Genomic DNA, 19,708 nt, shown 5'->3' with positions numbered 1-19,708 from the left:
GATTCGATAAACCTCCACCTCGTCAGCTTTCAACCTACGAAGAAAGCCCTGGCGCTTTTTAGTTCCGTCTGACCCCGTTTCTGTCCGACTTCACCATCATACGAACTTTACTTTGAAAAAGCAAGAAAGGTAACGTAGTTGTAACTATTCCCGATATTTCACTAATCAATACGTATAATCCCTATTTTTTGTAAAAATCTCAAGCTGTTTTTCTAAAATAATTGTAAAAAAAGAAGCAGAGCAATCGCTCTGCTTCGGGTTTCTTAGTTTTCTTGTAACGCATAGTTCTCACGAACGACATTCGCGATCCGCTCGACGTACGCATCACACGCTTCTTGTGTCGGAGCTTCCGCCATGACACGAACGAGTGGTTCTGTTCCTGACGCACGAACGAGGATCCGTCCGTTCCCCGCCATTTCCGCTTCAACTTCCGCAATGATTGCTTGTACAGCAGGACCGCTCATTGCGCCATTTTTATCTGAAACACGGATATTGACGAGACGTTGTGGGAAGATCGGCATCTCAGCTGCGAGTTCTGATAACTTCTTCCCTGTCGCTTTCATGATTTGCAACAACTGGACGCCTGACAACATGCCGTCTCCTGTCGTTGAGTAATCCATGAAGATGATGTGCCCCGACTGTTCGCCACCGAGCGTATAGTCGTTCTTACGCATCTCTTCGACGACATAACGGTCACCGACTGCTGTCTGAAGTGCCGTCATCCCGTTTTCTTTGACGGTTTTATGAAAACCAAGGTTACTCATGACCGTCGCAACGATCGTGTTGTCTTTCAGACGACCAAGTTCGTTCAAGTATTTCCCGCAGATGAACATAATTTTATCACCATCGACGATATCGCCGTTCTCATCGACTGCAATCAAGCGATCGCCGTCGCCATCAAATGACAAACCGACATCTGCGCTCTTTTCTTTGACGAAGGCAGCAAGGTGTTCAGGGTGTGTCGAACCGACACCATCATTGATGTTGAGTCCGTTCGGATTCGTTCCGATCGTCGATACTTCTGCTTCCAAGTCACCAAATAGACGTGGTGCGAGGCTTGACGTCGCTCCGTGTGCACCGTCAATCGCGACATGGATGCCTGAGAAATCTTCATCCGATGTCTGACGAAGCATATGCAGATACTTTTGTGCGCCCTCAAAATAATCATGAACGAAGCCGAGTTCTTTTCCGGCTGGGCGTGGCAATGTATCTTCTGCTTCATCGAGTAATGCTTCAATTTCAAGTTCTGTTGCGTCATCAAGCTTAAAGCCGTCTGATCCGAAGAACTTGATCCCGTTATCTTCTACTGGATTGTGCGACGCGGAAATCATGACTCCTGCTGTCGCATCCATTGTTTTTGTCAAATACGCGACACCTGGTGTCGAGATGACACCTAGACGCATGACTTCTGCACCGATCGATAAAAGACCCGCGATAAGTGCGTTCTCAAGCATTTGACCAGAAACACGTGTATCGCGTCCAATTAAGACTTTAGGTCGTGTGCTTTCGTGTTTTGTTAACACGTAACCACCTGTTCGACCGAGGCGATACGCCAGTTCCGGTGTCAATTCTACGTTTGCGACGCCGCGTACGCCGTCAGTTCCAAAATACTTACCCATATGTTATTTCCTCATTTCACTAATTTGTTTTAATTGGTCGGAACGGATGTCCGAGGCACGGCTTTTAACGTGACATCCATGTTATCCGGACGCAAGACATCGAAGGCTTTCGACGTCTGGTATGAAATCGGCAATCCATGTGTTCCTTCTTTTAGTCCTGTCACGTCGATGACCGCTTTAATGTCCGTCGCATCAATCGATGCTAGATCCGATTCTTTCCCACGGACAACGACATCCATCGTTTGGTTATAATCAATCGTATACTTCGACTCATCAAACCCGTTCAACGTGACCGTCACACCCGGGATCGTTTTCTCTGCTCGATCCTCGACGGTTTCTGTCGTCGATTTCGCATTTTCTTTTTCAACGACGATATTGACGGTAACCTGTGTCGGATCCATCGCCGTCGCGTTTTCCGGTTCCACGAGTTTGACGGTTTTTTCCGTCGTCTTCGTCAATCCCTTAAGCGAGACCGCTTCTGTATCAACGGAACCAATCCGTTCCAACTCTTCTTTTGTTCCATATAGACGAGCTTCCGTCGTGACGGGAACGATCTTGACAACGGTATACCCTTTTTTGACGTTGTCTTTTGTCTTCACATTGATTGGTACCGTCTTACTTTCCTTATAGATCGGTACTGTGATTTCTAATTGCTCCGGTTGATAAGATGCATTAATCGTATTCCCGTTCGCATCCGTCGCTTTAGCATTGAACGTCTCTTTGAACGTCTCTGCCCGACCGGTCACATCAATCGGTACTTGGATTGCTGAAATCGCCTGTAACTTCTCCGCGCCTCCCGTGACTTCAACAGTTTGTTGGTTCGGTTGCGCTTCCCCAGCGACATATCCTTCAGCGATTTTGTTTTTATTGAGTAAGGCGACTTGTACCGGTACTTCTTTCGTAATCTTCTTATCGAGGAAGACTTCGATCGTCTGTTGTTTCGGCGTCACTTCGACATCTTTTCCAAAGCCAGTCGGTGTGACACGGACACGATGATAGCCCGGGTCGAGACCTTTCAAATCAATCGATAATCCAAAATCCTGAACAAGCCGGAGCATCGTCAAGCTACTCGAAGGACCTTTTACGGTGACCTCCATCGTATTTGGAATATTATAGGCGACCCATTGCGATTCATCATACTGGACCGTGACCGGTACGTCAAACTTCGTCGAGCCTTGTCCTGCGATCGGTAACAGACTAGCGGCATCGCTTTTTCCCGTCGTATTCGAACCTGCGACCATCAAATACAACATGACGGCTAAGGCAACGGCAACGATGCGTAAAAACCAGCGCTCATTGAACCACTTTTCGAACATTATTTTTTCGCCCCCATCCAGTTCAAGAAGGAAGTATTCGTCGGTTCGGCCTTGACGATCGTCTCAAGTAACTTCGTCCGCAAGGATTCTTCGTCGAGTTCCCGGTATAGACGTCCATTGATGGCGAGTGAGACACCACCCGTTTCTTCCGAGACGACGAGCGTGACACTATCCGTCACCTCACTGACACCAATTGCTGCGCGGTGACGTGTTCCAAGCTCTTTTGAGATATGTGCACTCTCAGACAGCGGTAAGTAACAAGCGGCTGCTGCTAACTTGCCTTGCTGGACGATGACGGCACCATCATGTAAGGGTGTATTCGGAATGAACAAGTTGATCAGCAACTGACTCGTGATTTGTGAGCCGAGCGGAATACCCGTCTCCACGTATTCACTCAGTCCAGTCTCCCGTTCAATCGTCACGAGTGCCCCAATACGCCGTTTTGACATGTACTGAGCAGACGATACGAGCGCATCGACGATTCGAATTTGTTCATCTTCATCACTGACCGCACTACGCGAGAAGAATTTACTCGTTCGTCCTAAATGTTCCAGTCCACGCCGGAGTTCGGGCTGGAAGATGATGATAATCCCCAGTAACCCATAGGTGATGATTTGATTCAGTAAGAATTGCAGTGTTTTGAGTCCAAAAAAGCCACTCAGGAACCAACTGATCAAAATGACCGAGATCCCTTTAATGAGCTGGACCGCTTTTGTTCCTTTGACGATGATCATGAGACGGTAAATGACGAACGTCACGACCGCAATATCAATCACGTCATTAATATAATCGTACCAATGTACGTTTTCTCCCAGTTTCAACAATTGAAATTGAAGTGGTTGCCAGCTGAAGTAATTCACCAACCGTGCCCCCTAACTCATCTGATTTAAACAGTTTCCATTATAGCACAAAGGGACGAGTTCGACTCGTCCCAGCTGATTATTGAAATAGACGCTTGATTCCGTACCATACGCGTTCGAATAATTGATCGATTTCCTTGATTTCTCCGGTCACGCTACCAGCACTCGCCGTGTACGCTTTCCCGTCAACGGTCATGACGTCGCCATTGACTTTCCCTTCGATGCGGACGTTCCCGCCTTCGACATAGAGATCTTGATCGACTGTGACACCTTTCGGGACAACGACCTCACCATTTTGAGCGACGATGCCTGGTGCATTCGTATAAGATAAGTCATGTTCTTCCTGTGCCATATAACCACCAAGGCTACCGACCGACAAAAGTAAGAAAACAGCCGCTGCCGCGAGCAATGGATATTGCTTCATCTTCCCTCCAAAACGAGACGGTTGCGGTTGGTGCAGCAAAGCAGCGCTTGGCGTCTCCACCTGTTCAGGCAATTGTGCCAGCACGCGGGATGTAAAATCTGCCGATAATTTAGGCGCTGGAAGTTGACGCAGTCGAGCATCAAGGAGCCGATACTCTTCGAACTCGTCCATCGCGTCTACTTCTCGTAACTCTGCTTCTAATCGCTCGAATTCCTCAGGTGGTTGGTTTTGGTCTAAATAATCCTGGATCCGTTCATGTACATGCTCTCGTGACATGGTGAGTTCCTCCTTCTCATCGTTTGGCAAAATGCTTCTTCAGCGCTTCTCGTCCACGATGAATTCTAGTTTTGACAGTAGCGACAGGTAATTCGATCATTTCACTGATTTCCTTTAGCGAAAGATCTTCTACATATTTCAGGACGAGTGGGACACGGTATTTTTCTGGTAAAGCCGCAATCGCGTCCCCGACTTCGTTTCGTTGCTCGTTATCGACCACTTGGTCCTCCGGCAAGGTGTCCTTGCTCTCGAGTTGTGAATACAATGTCAGTCCTTCAGTACCTGACATCTCAGCATCAAGAGAATAATCAGGTTTCTTTTTCCGTAATCGGTCAATCGATACGTTCGTGACGATTCGGTACAACCAAGTCCGGAACTTCCATTGTGCATTATACGAATCAATTTTCGTAAATACACGGATGAAGGCTTCCTGTGTCGCATCCTCCGCTTCCATTCGATCGCGCAAGACACGGAAAGCCACAAGAAAGGCACCTTCCTTATATAGATCAACAAGTGCCGCGAATGCATCACGGTCTCCCTGTTTCACTCGCTCAATTAAGCGTAGTGTCGTTTCTTCCACTTTGAATACCCCCCGCTCTATGCGGTCAATCTCTTATACGAAGTCGACCGATAAATGTTTCATCTCCTTTTAAATTGTAACAAAAAAAACTTGAACCCCGATGAAAAGAGTTCAAGTTCTATCCATTATTTTACTAAGCGATGTGTTTCCATTGCCAAAAGTAGATCTCCGATTAGTTCATTCGCAAGTTCTGCTGTTCCGTTTCCTTCTTCAAGCAACGGATTCACTTCAACGAATTCAGCTGCAATGAAGTCTTCTGCCGTTGCGCAATGCTGGAGCACCGTTTTCGCATCGTCTAAGAAAATACCGTCGGCGACACGTGTTCCGGTACCGACGACGAGTGATGGATCGAGACCATCCATATCAAAGCTAAGATAGAACGCATCCGTCGTTTCCTTCAAATAGGCAATCGCTTCTTCCATGATCGCGTCCATTCCCCGAGTTCGGATCGCTTCCATATCATAGACACGAATACCAAGACGATCAATCAGCTCTTGTTCGCCTGGATCAACGTCACGTAATCCGATGAAGACGAGATGTTCCGGTTGCAGTTTGACATCGGTTCCTCCGACTTCCGTTAAACGCTGATGTCCTTCCCCAAGGGCGACAGCGAGCGGCATGCCGTGAATATTGCCAGACGGTGATGTTTCCGGTGTATTCAAATCACCGTGTGCATCGAACCAGATGACACCAAGACGGGGTACAGTCTGACGTAACCCTGCAATCGTTCCGATCGCCATGCTGTGATCGCCACCGACTAATAACGGAAAACGTTGCTCCGATAACGCGTCACGTACGATCAGGTGCAAGTCATTCGTCGTATGGACGACGCCTTCAAGACGTTTTAGCTTCGGATCTTCTTCCCGGACTGCATCCTCGGATAAGACAGCCGCTTCCCCGTAGCGTACTGCTTCTTGTCCCCGTGCTTCAAGTGTCGCGAGTAGACCGGCTTTTTCGACAGCAGCAGGTCCGTGTTCAGTGCCTGGCTTTCCTTGTCCATAACGGTACGGTACGCTGATATACGCGATGTTCATTCGTTATTCCCCCTATGTCATAGTCACTTCTACATGTATTGTAAGCGGTAACAAACAAGTGGTTCAACTCAACAAAAAAACGCATGAATATACAAAAAAACACCGTGAAGGGAATCACGGTGTTCTTGCGTACGTACTCTGGTTATGCTTGGCATTTCATATAAAAAAAACTTAAGACGAACGAAACTCGCTTAAGATCTTTAAATAAAATTGGTGGAGCCTAGCGGGATCGAACCGCTGACCTCCTGCGTGCAAGGCAGGCGCTCTCCCAGCTGAGCTAAGGCCCCGAAAGAAAAAGCGGAAGACGGGATTCGAACCCGCGACCCCGACCTTGGCAAGGTCGTATTCTACCACTGAACTACTTCCGCAAGAAATGAGCCATGCAGGATTCGAACCTGCGACCCTCTGATTAAAAGTCAGATGCTCTACCAACTGAGCTAATGGCTCGACATGGTGGGGGGGGGCGGATTCGAACCGCCGAACCCGAGGGAGCGGATTTACAGTCCGCCGCGTTTAGCCACTTCGCTACCCCCCCAGTTTGTCTAGGAAACTTATACGATTGAGAAAAAACAGTGCCGGCAACAGGAGTCGAACCCGCGACCTACTGATTACAAGTCAGTTGCTCTACCAGCTGAGCTACACCGGCACAAAAAGTATAATGGTGACCCGTACGGGATTCGAACCCGTGTTACCGCCGTGAAAGGGCGGTGTCTTAACCGCTTGACCAACGGGCCATTGGCTCCGCAAGTAGGATTTGAACCTACGACCTACCGGTTAACAGCCGGTTGCTCTACCACTGAGCTATTGCGGAATAAATTAAATGCCTGGCAACGTCCTATCCTCACAGGGGGAAGCCCCCAACTACTTTCGGCGTTCAAGTGCTTAACTTCCGTGTTCGGCATGGGAACGGGTGTGACCACTTGGCTATCGTCACCAGACGATCGGGCTCGCGCCCTCAAAACTGAAGTCATCAACAAGCATCTGCTAGAACAAGGCCTCGACCGATTAGTATCACTCAGCTCCACATGTCGCCATGCTTCCACCCGTGACCTATCTACCTCATCGTCTCTGAGGGGTCTTTCTTGATTACTCAAAGGGAAATCTCATCTTGGAGGGGGCTTCATGCTTAGATGCTTTCAGCATTTATCCCGTCCGCACGTAGCTACCCAGCGATGCTCCTGGCGGAACAACTGGTACACCAGCGGTGCGTCCATCCCGGTCCTCTCGTACTAAGGACAGCTCTCCTCAAATTTCCTGCGCCCACGACGGATAGGGACCGAACTGTCTCACGACGTTCTGAACCCAGCTCGCGTACCGCTTTAATGGGCGAACAGCCCAACCCTTGGGACCTACTCCAGCCCCAGGATGCGATGAGCCGACATCGAGGTGCCAAACCTCCCCGTCGATGTGGACTCTTGGGGGAGATCAGCCTGTTATCCCCAGGGTAGCTTTTATCCGTTGAGCGATGGCCCTTCCATGCGGAACCACCGGATCACTAAGCCCGACTTTCGTCCCTGCTCGACTTGTAGGTCTCGCAGTCAAGCTCCCTTCTGCCTTTGCGCTCTACGAATGATTTCCAACCATTCTGAGGGAACCTTTGGGCGCCTCCGTTACTGTTTAGGAGGCGACCGCCCCAGTCAAACTACCCGCCTGACACGGTCCTCCAGCCGGATCACGGCTGCGAGTTAGAGACTCTATGCATGAAGGGCGGTATCCCAAGGGTGACTCCTCCGAAGCTGGCGCTCCGGGCTCGACGTCTCCCGCCTATCCTGTACATCATGCACAAAGCCTCAATATCAGGCTGTAGTAAAGCTCCATGGGGTCTTTCCGTCCTGTCGCGGGTAACCTGCATCTTCACAGGTACTATGATTTCACCGGGTCTCTCGTTGAGACAGTGCCCAAATCGTTACGCCTTTCGTGCGGGTCGGAACTTACCCGACAAGGAATTTCGCTACCTTAGGACCGTTATAGTTACGGCCGCCGTTTACTGGGGCTTCGGTTCAAAGCTTCGCTTGCGCTAACCCATCCCCTTAACCTTCCAGCACCGGGCAGGCGTCAGCCCCTATACGTCATCTTGCGATTTAGCAGAGACCTGTGTTTTTGCTAAACAGTCGTTTGGGCCTATTCACTGCGGCTCTACTCATGTAGAGCGTCCCTTCTCCCGAAGTTACGGGACCATTTTGCCGAGTTCCTTAACGAGAGTTATCCCGCGCGTCTTAGAATTCTCATCTCGCCTACCTGTGTCGGTTTACGGTACTGGCGCCTTCCCCCTCACTAGAGGCTTTTCTTGGCAGTGTGAAATCGTGACCTACGTCCCTACGGGACTCCGCATCGTTCCTTGACTTTGATGCCTGACGGATTTGCCAATCAGACGGTCTTGAAACTTGCACATGCACTTCCATCCGCATGCGTCACTATCCTCCTGCGTCCCCCCATTGTTCAAACGGTGGATCGGCGGTACAGGAATATCAACCTGTTATCCATCGCCTACGCCTTTCGGCCTCGGCTTAGGTCCAGACTAACCCTGAGCGGACGAGCCTTCCTCAGGAAACCTTGGGCTTTCGACGGAGGGGATTCTCACCCCTCTTTTCGCTACTCACACCGGCATTCTCACTTCCAAACGCTCCACTGCTCCTTCCGGTACAGCTTCACAGCGGTTTGGAACGCTCCCCTACCATTCCTTACGGAATCCGCAGCTTCGGTGGTATGTTTAGCCCCGTTACATTTTCGGCGCGGCGCCACTCGACTAGTGAGCTATTACGCACTCTTTGAATGGTGGCTGCTTCTAAGCCAACATCCTAGCTGTCTAGGCAGCGCCACATCCTTTTCCACTTAACATACACTTTGGGACCTTAGCTGGCGGTCTGGGCTGTTTCCCTCTTGACTACGGATCTTATCACTCGCAGTCTGACTCCCGAGTATAAGTTGCTGGCATTCGGAGTTTAACTGAATTCGGTAACCCTGTGGGGGCCCCTAGTCCAATCAGTGCTCTACCTCCAGAACTCTCAACCTCGAGGCTAGCCCTAAAGCTATTTCGGGGAGAACCAGCTATCTCCAGGTTCGATTGGCATTTCACCGCTACCCACACCTCATCCCCGCACTTTTCAACGTGCGTGGGTTCGGACCTCCAGTCAGTGTTACCTGACCTTCATCCTGGACATGGGTAGATCACCTGGTTTCGGGTCTACGACAACGCACTGAACGCCCTGTTCAGACTCGCTTTCGCTACGGCTCCGCCTCATCGGCTTAACCTCGCGCGTTATCGTAACTCGCCGGTTCATTCTACAAAAGGCACGCCATCACCCGTTAACGGGCTCTGACTACTTGTAGGCATACGGTTTCAGGATCTATTTCACTCCCCTTCCGGGGTGCTTTTCACCTTTCCCTCACGGTACTGGTTCACTATCGGTCACTAGGGAGTATTTAGCCTTGGGAGATGGTCCTCCCGGATTCCGACGGGGTTTCACGTGTCCCGCCGTACTCAGGATCCACTCTGGAGGGAAAACAGTTTCAGCTACAGGGCTGTCACCTTCTTCGGCCGACCTTTCCAGGTCCTTCACCTACTGTCTTCCTTTTTGACTCCGTGTAGAGTGTCCTACAACCCCGAAGAGCATGCTCTTCGGTTTGGGCTGTTCCCGTTTCGCTCGCCGCTACTCAGGGAATCGCATTTGCTTTCTCTTCCTCCGGGTACTTAGATGTTTCAGTTCCCCGGGTCTGCCTCACGCTACACTATGTATTCATGTAACATGTCCCATCCCATTACGGATGGTGGGTTCCCCCATTCGGAAATCTTCGGATCAAAGCATACTTACTGCTCCCCGAAGCATATCGCTGTTCGTCGCGTCCTTCATCGGCTCCTAGTGCCAAGGCATCCACCGTACGCCCTTCATACCTTGATCTAGCGTTGGTATTCTAAGAACACACGTCTAATGACATGGTTAATTAAAAGTTTGATGTCTTGTTGATGTCTTCAGTTTTCAAGGTGCGAGTGTCTCTTTCGAGACTGAGAGACGAGCTCTCAAAACTGAACGATGGGCATGTCCCGTAAGGGACGTTTTCCTTAGAAAGGAGGTGATCCAGCCGCACCTTCCGATACGGCTACCTTGTTACGACTTCACCCCAATCATCTACCCCACCTTCGACGGCTGGCTCCTTGCGGTTACCTCACCGGCTTCGGGTGTTGCAAACTCTCGTGGTGTGACGGGCGGTGTGTACAAGACCCGGGAACGTATTCACCGCAGTATGCTGACCTGCGATTACTAGCGATTCCGACTTCATGCAGGCGAGTTGCAGCCTGCAATCCGAACTGGGAACGGCTTTATGGGATTGGCTCCACCTCGCGGTCTCGCTGCCCTTTGTACCGTCCATTGTAGCACGTGTGTAGCCCAACTCATAAGGGGCATGATGATTTGACGTCATCCCCACCTTCCTCCGGTTTGTCACCGGCAGTCTCCCTAGAGTGCCCAACTGAATGCTGGCAACTAAGGATAGGGGTTGCGCTCGTTGCGGGACTTAACCCAACATCTCACGACACGAGCTGACGACAACCATGCACCACCTGTCACCATTGTCCCCGAAGGGAAAACTTGATCTCTCAAGCGGTCAATGGGATGTCAAGAGTTGGTAAGGTTCTTCGCGTTGCTTCGAATTAAACCACATGCTCCACCGCTTGTGCGGGTCCCCGTCAATTCCTTTGAGTTTCAGCCTTGCGGCCGTACTCCCCAGGCGGAGTGCTTAATGCGTTAGCTTCAGCACTGAGGGGCGGAAACCCCCCAACACCTAGCACTCATCGTTTACGGCGTGGACTACCAGGGTATCTAATCCTGTTTGCTCCCCACGCTTTCGCGCCTCAGCGTCAGTTACAGACCAAAGAGTCGCCTTCGCCACTGGTGTTCCTCCACATCTCTACGCATTTCACCGCTACACGTGGAATTCCACTCTTCTCTTCTGTACTCAAGCCTTCCAGTTTCCAATGGCCCTCCCCGGTTGAGCCGGGGGCTTTCACATCAGACTTAAAAGGCCGCCTGCGCGCGCTTTACGCCCAATAATTCCGGACAACGCTTGCCACCTACGTATTACCGCGGCTGCTGGCACGTAGTTAGCCGTGGCTTTCTCGTAAGGTACCGTCAAGGTACGAGCATTTCCTCTCGTACGTGTTCTTCCCTTACAACAGAGTTTTACGATCCGAAAACCTTCATCACTCACGCGGCGTTGCTCCATCAGACTTTCGTCCATTGTGGAAGATTCCCTACTGCTGCCTCCCGTAGGAGTCTGGGCCGTGTCTCAGTCCCAGTGTGGCCGATCACCCTCTCAGGTCGGCTATGCATCGTCGCCTTGGTGGGCCGTTACCCCACCAACTAGCTAATGCACCGCAAGGCCATCTCAAGGTGACGCCGAAGCGCCTTTCATCAACGGACCATGCGGTCCGATGAACTATCCGGTATTAGCTCCGATTTCTCGGAGTTATCCCAATCCTTGAGGCAGGTTCCTTACGTGTTACTCACCCGTCCGCCGCTCATTCCGCTGCCTTCCCTCCGAAGAGTTCCGTCAGTTTCCTGCGCTCGACTTGCATGTATTAGGCACGCCGCCAGCGTTCGTCCTGAGCCAGGATCAAACTCTCCATGAAGTGTTTGACTTGCTCGTTGTTGTGACCGAAGTCACGATTGACGAAGCTTGCGCTTCATTCGTTTTTGTATTCCGTAGAATACGATTTTTGCCTCATCGTTCAGTTTTCAAAGTCCAATATGTCATTTGACGACTTTTAAATCTTACAGTAAAGTAATATGTGATGTCAATTACTTTTTTGAAGTTTTTTTCGTCTGTGACGCTCGCGTTTGGCGTGTGCCTCAGCGACATGTATTAATATATCAACTCTTGTTTTTTTCGTCAACTGTTTTTCTAAAAAAACTTTAGAAAAAAGATAGACCCGCTTGAACCGGTAAAACACTACCCGTTCGCGGGTCTTTTTCGTTACGCCTGTTTTTGCGATTGTCCTTGAGAAGCGGGCTTTTCTTGCAAGCGATGCAGCATTAGAATCTGATACGCATTACAGATTAAAAGTGTCGCAAGCGCCGCCCATAACATCCGCTTATCTTGTGTTGCCTGCAAAGCAGGTACCCATTCGATCAACGTGATGACTGTCATGAGGAACAATGTTGGAATGAACGCTGTAAAGTTCGTTTCCCGTGCTTTCGTCCGCGCGACTAAGAACGCTATTAACAGCAAGACGACCATCTCACCAATATAAAGGCTCGTCTTATCAAAGCCGTATGCTAATCCGCGCAGGTAGACGCCGTCAAATAGTGCAAATGCAATCAAGACGATTTGGACACGATTCCAAAGCTTTGCGCCGCGGAATAAATCGAGTCCGACGCGATGTAAGATCAAGTACGAGAAGAATCCCATCAAACTGATGGCTGTCCACGTACTACTGTAGGAGAGAGCCGTCACATATCCGCTAATCGATTGATTTCGGATATATCCAGGTTCCGCTACCAAGTTAAACACGAAGCCGGCGAGCGTTCCGATTAGGAGCGTCATCCAAAACAGCTTCAAAAATCCTTTAATCTTCATTCTTATCCCTCTACTTTTTCGATGACACGCGTGGCGAGTTCATTATAGTACGTCTCAAATGGATGTTCATCGCGATAGATCGATGGGGCGAAGTCCGCATCATTCGCATATGGTTGTCCAAGTGGAATCTTAGCTAGAATATCGGTTTTTAACGCTTCTGACAACCTCTCTCCGCCACCACTACCGAAGACATATTCTTTTTCGCCTGTCACTTTGCTTTCAAAGTACGCCATGTTCTCGACGATTCCGAGGAGACGATGGTTCGTCTTGATCGCCATTGCTCCTGCTCGTGCTGCAACGAAAGCAGCTGTTGCGTGAGGTGTCGTGACGATGACTTCCTGACAGCTCGGGAGCATCGAATGAATGTCGAGCGCGACATCCCCTGTCCCCGGTGGAAGATCAAGCAACAAGTAATCGAGATCGCCCCATTCGACGTCTGCGAAGAAGTTATTGAGCATCTTCCCGAGCATTGGTCCCCGCCAGATGACTGGTGCATTATCTTCGACGAAGAAGCCCATTGAGATGACCTTGACGCCAAAGCGTTCTGGTGGAACGATTCGGTCGTTGACGACAGTCGGACGTGTTTCAATTCCCATCATGTCTGGAACACTAAAGCCGTAGATATCGGCATCAATCAACCCGACTTTCTTCCCTGCTCGTGCGAGGGCGACTGCTAGGTTAACAGAAACCGTTGATTTTCCGACGCCGCCTTTACCAGAAGCGATCGCGATGAACGTCGTACCGGATTCTGGTTTGAGGATCGACGGTGTCGTCGCTGCTTGAATCCCGTGATCACCGAGTGCCTCAAAACGGAGTCCCACCGTCTTGAATCCTTTTTCTTTTAGTTCCTTGACGATTTGCTGTTGGAGCACAAGTTGCTCCCCAGAACCGGATTGTGCTAAAGCAATTTTCAGACTGACATAATCACCTTTAATCCGGACGTCACGAATGCCGTTCGTATCTGCAAGCGGGCGGTCAATCGTCGGATCGACGAGCGTTCCGACTACCTCGCGAATTTCTTGTTCATTCAACATAGTGCCTTCCCCCTGAAAACGTTCGATTTAATCCTTATTAGTATAACAAAAATAAGAGAGCGCTTGCACATTTCGACACCGGAAAGGATGACTTTTCCATGTCCAGTGTCGGTTTTCATCATTTCTCTCGATCATTCACTCGTTTTAGAACATTCGGTTCCATGTACGAGGACCCACGACACCATCGACATCAAGTCCTTGACGTGTTTGATAGGCACGCACCTTCTGAGCCGTCTCTGCATCAAAGCGCCGAGTCACGGTTGCTTTGACTGCACGCTGAATTCGTTCAATATCCCGCGGATTCATATTGGCTGCACCTTGATACAACGGACGACCTGGATACGGAACGATATCACGAGAGCGATTCGGCGTTTCTTCAGACACTCCTAGTAATTCAAAGTGTGGATAGTCCTTAAAACTCGTCCAGTCCCCACCCCAAGAAAAGCCACGTCGTTTCATCGCAGCAACAATCTTTTGAAAGCTTTGATCGTTTCGAAACAGCGCTTGTGTACCGTCTTTGGAATATTGAAAGAGGTCGACGGCAATGCCGCGGTTATGACTCGATTGTCCGCCGCGTGCATTCGTTACGATTGGTCCTGGTAGTGTCCTTCCCTGTGCGTACAACCGATTCTGTTCTACGATCGATCGGTACCCTTGTGCGACACCGACATAAATCCCTTGCGCATGCATCTCCCGGATGACTTCTTGCGTCCGTTTGGCGACTTCTCGTGACAGTCCCGAAGCATTCAACTTCCGATTCGCTCGCTCGAGTAACCAGCTGATCGATAATGCCATCTATACTCACCCCTTTGTCTCCTGTTCCCGAAAACAAAATCCGCTATACTTATGGAATGCAGAATGATTTTAACTTATATCAAAAGGAGCATCCTATGAAAAAACGCTTTATTTGGACGCTTGGCGTCACCTGTCTCTTACACCTTGGCTTCATCCTGTATCTGACGCTGCAACCGACCGTAGCTACCAAGACGGAGTTACCGGACAATGCAACCGTCTTGAGTGAAGAAACCTCTTTTACGGGACATGTCGGTCAAGCGACGACACATACACCTACCCAATTCATACAATCTCTCTTTATTTGAAGCATCCCGTTGACGATCGTCATCCTCTATCTTCTTCTGACGATATTGCACCGATTACGCTCCACTCCGTCGTCTTGACTTGAATCGCTGTTCTGACACTTCGTCAGGAGAGCGATTTTTCAATGCACAAAAAAACCTCCCACCACAAGGGTGAGAGGGATTCGAAAAGAATTAACGTTTCGAGAATTGTGGTGCACGACGAGCTGCTTTAAGACCGTATTTTTTACGCTCTTTCATACGAGCATCACGAGTCAAGAAGCCTTTCGCTTTGAGTGCGCCGCGGAATTCTGGATCCGCTTGAAGAAGAGCACGTGAGATACCGTGACGGATAGCGCCTGCTTGACCAGTGAAGCCGCCGCCTTTGACCGTTACGATTACATCGTACTTGCCTTCTGTTTCTGTGATTACGAGTGGTTCTTTTGCAGTCATGATCAATGTCTCATAACCGAAGTATTCGCTGATATCGCGACCGTTAACTGTGACTTTACCGTCTCCAGCAACGAGGAAAACGCGCGCTGCCGCGTGTTTCCGGCGACCAGTGCCGTAGTAACGTACATCTGCCATCGTGTAGTTCCTCCTAAATTCGTATTAACCGCGAAGTTCGTAAACTTCTGGTTGTTGTGCTTCGTGCTTGTGTGCAGCTCCAGCGTAGACGTGGAGTTTGTTGAACATTTGACGACCGAGGCTACCTTTTGGAAGCATCCCTTTGATCGCGAGTTCAAGCATGCGCTCAGGTTTGTTAGCAAGCATATCGCGTGCAACAGTCTGCTTTAAGCCGCCTGGATGACCAGAGTGACGGTAGTAGACTTTTTTGTCGAGTTTGTTACCAGTTAAAACGATTTTCTCAACGTTGATGAGGATAACGTTATCCCCACAGTCAACGTGTGGTGTGAACGTAGGCTTGTGCTTACCACGGAGAAGTGATGAAACTTCGCTCGCAAGGCGACCGAGTGTTTTACCTTCAGCGTCGATAAGGAGCCATTTGCGTTCTACATCAGTAGCTTTCGCCATGAAAGTTGTGCGCATGTAAAATACCTCCTAAGGAATTAAAAGTTCTGTTTTTGATTTTTCATTTATTCACTAGGTGAATCTATCATAATCTTAGGTGTACGGGGCTAAGATTGTGGTTTCATAATAAATGAAATGCCAATAAACATTGTATGTTTTTTAATAGCCAATGTCAATTGCCTTTTTTCACTCCGGATAGAAAACTTCCCATAGATAGAGTCCATGAGGAGGCGCCGTCACGCCTGCGACGTTCCGGTCCTTTGCCAGCAACATTTTTTTAATGTCCTCTGGTGCAAAACGACCGCGTCCGACGTCAAGTAATGTCCCGACCATGATCCGGATTTGATTATAGAGAAACCCACTGCCCTGGAACCGAAAGACGAGTTCGTCACCGATCGTCATCAACTCTGCCTCGTAAATCGTCCGGACCCGGTTATCCGTTTCCGTCTTCGCGACACAGAACGAACTGAAGTCGTGCGTCCCGACGAGATGGGCCATCCCTTGACGGATGCGCTCGAGATCAAGCGGATACGGGATATGAACCGATAGATTCCGACGAAACGCATTTTCTTCGCGGCGGACGAAATAACGGTATTCCTTCCCTACGACGTCGTAACGCGCTTCAAAGGTCGGTTCGACCTCTTCGCAGCTCCGGACACGAATATCCGCTGGTAAGAGCGTATTCAGTGCCTTGACGACGTTCTCCGGGGGAATCGCTAGTTCCGTATCAAAATGAATGACTTGCCCGTAGGCATGCACCCTCGCATCCGTCCGTCCCGACCCGATGATCTTGACGGGATGTTTGTGCATCCGCGCAAGCGTCGTTTCAATCACTTCTTGAATCGTCAATCCGTTTGGTTGCACCTGATACCCGGCGTAGCCGGTTCCGTCATATTGAATCGTACATTTTAAACGACGCATTAACCGATCCCTCGCAATCCTACTAAACTGATCGTTAGGAGGACGAGTAGGATCATCAGACCTGTATCCCGCATCGTCCACTTGGATTCCCGTAGGCGTGTCCGCCCCTCTCCTCCACGGTATCCCCGCGCTTCCATTGCTATCGCAAGATCCTCTGCCCGCTTAAAGGCGGAGATGAACAACGGAATCAATAACGGAATGATCGCCCGTAAACGTTCCTTGATTGGTCCTGCCGATAAATCAACACCACGTGCTTGCTGTGCCTTCATGATTTTCTCCGTCTCCTCCGCTAAGGTTGGTAAGAACCGAAGCGAGATCGATAACATGAGCGCGATCTCATGCGTTGGAACACGGACGACCTTGAACGGCTTTAACAACAACTCAATCGCATCTGTCAATTCGATCGGTGAGGTCGTCAGCGTGACGAGTGTCGTGATCGAGACAAGATAGAAGAAACGCAATGAGACGATGATCGCGAGTCGCAGTCCTTCTTCATAGATCCGAAGCCAGCCGAACTCAAAGAGTACAGCCCCTTCGCGCGTGAAGAATAGCTGGATGACGAACGTAAAGACGATCAGGAATAAAATCGGTCGCAGTCCTTTTAGAACATAACGAAGCGGTAAGCGACTACTCATGAGTGCTAAGAACGTAAAGACAAGTAAAAAAATATTCGTTGCTGCGTTGTTCGCGAGAAAGACGAGCGGAATGAAGCAGAAAGCAAAGATGATCTTCGCGAGTGCCGACGACCGGTGCAAGTACGACTGACCGGGAATATGTTGTCCGACGATCATTCGCTCACCCCTTTCGTCATCAACCACTCGATCAACTCGGTCTCCGTCCGGATGTCCGGTCGTTGCAATCCACGCCGATCAGCAACTTGCCAAGCAAGCGATAAGACGTGCGGAAGATCGAGGTGGAATTGCTCGAGCAATGTCTCTTCTTTAAACAGGTCAAGCGGTAGCCCGTCAAACGCCACCTGAGCGTTTTCCATGACGATGACGCGCTCGGCATACTCAAGCACCTGATCCATGTCGTGCGTGATCAGGAGCAACGTCATACCGGTCTCTGCATGGAGCCGGGCAAATAGACTCAGCATATGCTTGCGTCCTTGCGGATCGAGTCCTGCCGTCGGCTCATCGACGATCAACACGTCTGGTTGACTAGCGAGTACGCCGGCAATTGCAACACGCCTCATTTGCCCACCAGACAGGTCAAACGGCGAACGACTCCAAAAGACTTCATCGAGTCCGACAGTCCGTAATGCCTCTTTCGCTAATTGCTCAGCCTTCGCGGCATCATGACCGAAGTTCATCGGACCGAACATGACATCCTTTAAGACCGTCTCTTCGAACAATTGATATTCCGGATATTGAAAAACAAGCCCGACGCGACGTCTTAATGGCTTGAGGTCCTGTTTTTTCTTCGGTTCGACGATGATGTCATCGACTTGTACCTTCCCCGCTGTCGGCTTGAGCAACCCATTGATGTGCTGCACGAGCGTCGATTTCCCGGATCCGGTGTGCCCTACAAACGCAACAAGCGCCCCTGACGGAATCTCAAGATTCACATCACGCAGCGCGACTCGTTCGAACGGACTATTGAGTTGATACGTATAATTTAATTCCTGGATTAAGATTGGCATAAACGGTTCACCAATTCTCTTTCATCTAGTATCGTCTCCTCGAGTGAGAGACCTTGCGCCCGTAAACGTTCTTGTACCCGAACAACGAATGGAACATCGAGTCCGATGTCTTCTAAGAACGATGCATGACGAAAGACTTCCTGAGGGGATCCTTCTAATACGATTTTCCCGGCATCCATGACGATGACACGACTAGCCCGTAATACTTCGTCTAATTCGTGTGTAATCGCGATGACCGCCATTGGGTGGGTCGCATGGAGTTCCTGAACGGTCGACATGACCTCTTGTCGTGCTAATGGATCAAGCATCGATGTAGCTTCATCGAGCACGAGAACATCAGGGCGCATCGCAAGCGCCGAAGCGATTGCGACACGCTGCTTCTGTCCGCCGGATAGTTGATGGGGTTCCCGATCAACAAAATCCGTAAGGCCAACGCGCGCTAGACTGTCGTCGATACGACGAACCATTTCCTCGCGTGGCACACCCCAGTTTTCTAGAGCAAATGCCACGTCGTCGCGCACGGTCGTGCCAACGAATTGATTGTCTGGATTTTGGAAGACGATGCCGATTGCTCGACGCATCTCCCACAGTTGTTCCGGATTCGCACTTGAAAAGCGCTCAGCAACCGTAACGGTCCCTGTCTCCGGTAACAACAGTCCATTAAACAATTTCGTCAGCGTTGATTTTCCAGAGCCGTTGTGACCAACGATGGCGACCCATTCACCTGAACGAATCGTCAGAGAGACTTCTTGTAGGGCTGCTTGCTCCTGTTCCGGATACCGATAGGTGACCTGTTCCAGTTCAATCAGCTTGTCCATGATCTCTCCTCCTTCATCAAATCAATACTTTCATTTTGTAGCAAAAGGGCAGAAGCGGGATACGCACTGCCCTTTTATGGCGAATCATTTAATGAGGATTAAACGAGTTCGATGATGACCATTTCTGCGCCGTCACCACGACGTGGTCCCATTTTCATGATGCGTGTGTAACCACCTTGACGCTCAGCAAAACGTGGAGCCACATCAGCGAATAATTTTTGGATCGCGTCTTGTGCTTTGCCCTCTGCGTTTTGACCAGCAGCTTCACGGCGAACGAACGATGCAACTTGACGACGAGCGTGGAGATCACCGCGTTTACCTAAAGTGATGAGTTTCTCTACGACTGGACGAAGTTCCTTCGCTTTTTGTTCTGTAGTTTGGATACGCTCATTGATGATGAGATCAGTCGCAAGGTCACGCAAAAGTGCCTTACGTTGTGAGCTTGTACGGCCTAATTTCGAGTATGCCATGGATGGATTCCCTCCTTCGTGCAATTAATAGTA

At 49.9% G+C, this 19,708-nt stretch carries 17 protein-coding genes, 7 tRNA genes and 3 rRNA genes; 1 reads left to right on the top strand and 26 read right to left on the bottom strand.

The features are described 5' to 3' along the window. Positions 1 to 263: 263 nt before the first annotated feature. From glmM to U719_RS00670, 19 genes are all read right to left on the bottom strand, one after another. Positions 264 to 1,619 carry a phosphoglucosamine mutase gene (gene glmM, locus U719_RS00760; RefSeq protein WP_023466667.1) on the bottom strand — a complete coding sequence of 452 codons (1,356 nt, stop codon included), beginning with the start codon at positions 1,617 to 1,619 and terminating at the stop codon, positions 264 to 266. 29 nt (positions 1,620 to 1,648) lie between these two features. Next, a complete protein-coding gene (locus tag U719_RS00755) occupies positions 1,649 to 2,935 on the bottom strand; it encodes a YbbR-like domain-containing protein (protein ID WP_023466665.1) in 1,287 nt (428 codons plus the stop codon). Further along, positions 2,935 to 3,795: a diadenylate cyclase CdaA gene (gene cdaA, locus U719_RS00750; protein WP_023466663.1), complete on the bottom strand. Its 861-nt coding sequence runs from the start codon at positions 3,793 to 3,795 to the stop codon at positions 2,935 to 2,937. Before cdaA ends, U719_RS00755 begins: the two co-directional genes overlap by 1 nt. Positions 3,796 to 3,874: 79 nt before the next feature. Next, positions 3,875 to 4,495, bottom strand: a complete 621-nt coding sequence (locus U719_RS00745; RefSeq protein WP_023466661.1) for an anti-sigma factor — start codon at positions 4,493 to 4,495, stop codon at positions 3,875 to 3,877. A 16-nt stretch (positions 4,496 to 4,511) separates the two neighbouring features. Then, positions 4,512 to 5,075, bottom strand: coding sequence for an RNA polymerase sigma factor SigW (gene sigW, locus U719_RS00740; protein ID WP_023466660.1), 564 nt, complete (start codon positions 5,073 to 5,075; stop codon positions 4,512 to 4,514). Positions 5,076 to 5,200: 125 nt separating this feature from the next. Beyond that, on the bottom strand, positions 5,201 to 6,109 hold the full coding sequence (rocF, locus tag U719_RS00735) for an arginase (RefSeq protein WP_023466659.1): 909 nt from the start codon (positions 6,107 to 6,109) through the stop codon (positions 5,201 to 5,203). A gap of 211 nt (positions 6,110 to 6,320) precedes the next feature. Then, a tRNA-Ala gene (locus U719_RS00730) sits at positions 6,321 to 6,396 on the bottom strand. A gap of 9 nt (positions 6,397 to 6,405) precedes the next feature. Beyond that, a tRNA-Gly gene (locus tag U719_RS00725) sits at positions 6,406 to 6,477 on the bottom strand. 6 nt (positions 6,478 to 6,483) lie between these two features. Continuing rightward, positions 6,484 to 6,556, bottom strand: a tRNA-Lys gene (locus U719_RS00720). 4 nt (positions 6,557 to 6,560) lie between these two features. After that, positions 6,561 to 6,644 (bottom strand) — tRNA-Tyr (locus U719_RS00715). A gap of 38 nt (positions 6,645 to 6,682) precedes the next feature. Then, positions 6,683 to 6,755, bottom strand: a tRNA-Thr gene (locus U719_RS00710). Between the two features lie 13 nt (positions 6,756 to 6,768). Continuing rightward, positions 6,769 to 6,843, bottom strand: a tRNA-Glu gene (locus tag U719_RS00705). Between the two features lie 2 nt (positions 6,844 to 6,845). Next, a tRNA-Asn gene (locus tag U719_RS00700) sits at positions 6,846 to 6,920 on the bottom strand. A gap of 11 nt (positions 6,921 to 6,931) precedes the next feature. Next, positions 6,932 to 7,047, bottom strand: a 5S ribosomal RNA gene (rrf, locus tag U719_RS00695). A 47-nt stretch (positions 7,048 to 7,094) separates the two neighbouring features. After that, positions 7,095 to 10,008: ribosomal RNA gene (locus U719_RS00690) — 23S ribosomal RNA — on the bottom strand. 165 nt (positions 10,009 to 10,173) lie between these two features. Further along, positions 10,174 to 11,735 (bottom strand): 16S ribosomal RNA (locus U719_RS00685). Together the 16S, 23S and 5S rRNA genes with 7 tRNA genes alongside form the textbook arrangement of a ribosomal RNA operon. 344 nt (positions 11,736 to 12,079) lie before the next feature. After that, complete coding sequence (locus U719_RS00680) at positions 12,080 to 12,682, bottom strand: KinB-signaling pathway activation protein (RefSeq protein ID WP_023466658.1); 603 nt, start codon at positions 12,680 to 12,682, stop codon at positions 12,080 to 12,082. Between the two features lie 2 nt (positions 12,683 to 12,684). Next, positions 12,685 to 13,716 (bottom strand): Mrp/NBP35 family ATP-binding protein, encoded by a 1,032-nt coding sequence (locus U719_RS00675; RefSeq protein WP_023466657.1) that lies wholly within the window; start codon positions 13,714 to 13,716, stop codon positions 12,685 to 12,687. A 144-nt stretch (positions 13,717 to 13,860) separates the two neighbouring features. Next, positions 13,861 to 14,511: a M15 family metallopeptidase gene (locus tag U719_RS00670; RefSeq protein ID WP_023466656.1), complete on the bottom strand. Its 651-nt coding sequence runs from the start codon at positions 14,509 to 14,511 to the stop codon at positions 13,861 to 13,863. A 95-nt stretch (positions 14,512 to 14,606) separates the two neighbouring features. Between U719_RS00670 and U719_RS00665 the strand changes: the two genes are divergently transcribed. Beyond that, positions 14,607 to 14,816 carry a hypothetical protein gene (locus U719_RS00665; protein ID WP_041254961.1) on the top strand — a complete coding sequence of 70 codons (210 nt, stop codon included), beginning with the start codon at positions 14,607 to 14,609 and terminating at the stop codon, positions 14,814 to 14,816. A 171-nt stretch (positions 14,817 to 14,987) separates the two neighbouring features. Here U719_RS00665 and rpsI read toward each other — a convergent pair whose 3' ends face one another. The 7 genes from rpsI to rplQ form a co-directional block, all read right to left on the bottom strand. After that, entirely contained in the window at positions 14,988 to 15,380 is a 393-nt protein-coding gene (gene rpsI, locus U719_RS00660; protein WP_023466655.1) for a 30S ribosomal protein S9, read from the bottom strand. Between the two features lie 24 nt (positions 15,381 to 15,404). Beyond that, positions 15,405 to 15,842, bottom strand: a complete 438-nt coding sequence (gene rplM / locus U719_RS00655) for a 50S ribosomal protein L13 (protein WP_023466654.1) — start codon at positions 15,840 to 15,842, stop codon at positions 15,405 to 15,407. Between the two features lie 168 nt (positions 15,843 to 16,010). Beyond that, positions 16,011 to 16,745 carry a tRNA pseudouridine(38-40) synthase TruA gene (gene truA / locus U719_RS00650; protein ID WP_023466653.1) on the bottom strand — a complete coding sequence of 245 codons (735 nt, stop codon included), beginning with the start codon at positions 16,743 to 16,745 and terminating at the stop codon, positions 16,011 to 16,013. Next, positions 16,745 to 17,536, bottom strand: coding sequence for an energy-coupling factor transporter transmembrane protein EcfT (locus U719_RS00645; protein ID WP_023466652.1), 792 nt, complete (start codon positions 17,534 to 17,536; stop codon positions 16,745 to 16,747). Before U719_RS00645 ends, truA begins: the two co-directional genes overlap by 1 nt. Beyond that, on the bottom strand, positions 17,533 to 18,387 hold the full coding sequence (locus tag U719_RS00640) for an energy-coupling factor transporter ATPase (RefSeq protein WP_023466651.1): 855 nt from the start codon (positions 18,385 to 18,387) through the stop codon (positions 17,533 to 17,535). Before U719_RS00640 ends, U719_RS00645 begins: the two co-directional genes overlap by 4 nt. Then, positions 18,375 to 19,205: an energy-coupling factor ABC transporter ATP-binding protein gene (locus U719_RS00635; protein ID WP_023466650.1), complete on the bottom strand. Its 831-nt coding sequence runs from the start codon at positions 19,203 to 19,205 to the stop codon at positions 18,375 to 18,377. The genes U719_RS00640 and U719_RS00635 overlap by 13 nt, the downstream gene beginning before the upstream one ends. Positions 19,206 to 19,303: 98 nt before the next feature. Beyond that, positions 19,304 to 19,675, bottom strand: a complete 372-nt coding sequence (gene rplQ / locus U719_RS00630; RefSeq protein ID WP_023466649.1) for a 50S ribosomal protein L17 — start codon at positions 19,673 to 19,675, stop codon at positions 19,304 to 19,306. Between the last annotated feature and the right edge of the window lie 33 nt (positions 19,676 to 19,708).

Origin of the sequence: Exiguobacterium sp. MH3, from assembly GCF_000496635.1 — a bacterium.
GTDB classification, from domain to species: domain Bacteria; phylum Bacillota; class Bacilli; order Exiguobacteriales; family Exiguobacteriaceae; genus Exiguobacterium_A; species Exiguobacterium_A indicum.
This window is presented reverse-complemented; position numbering and strand designations above follow the sequence as displayed.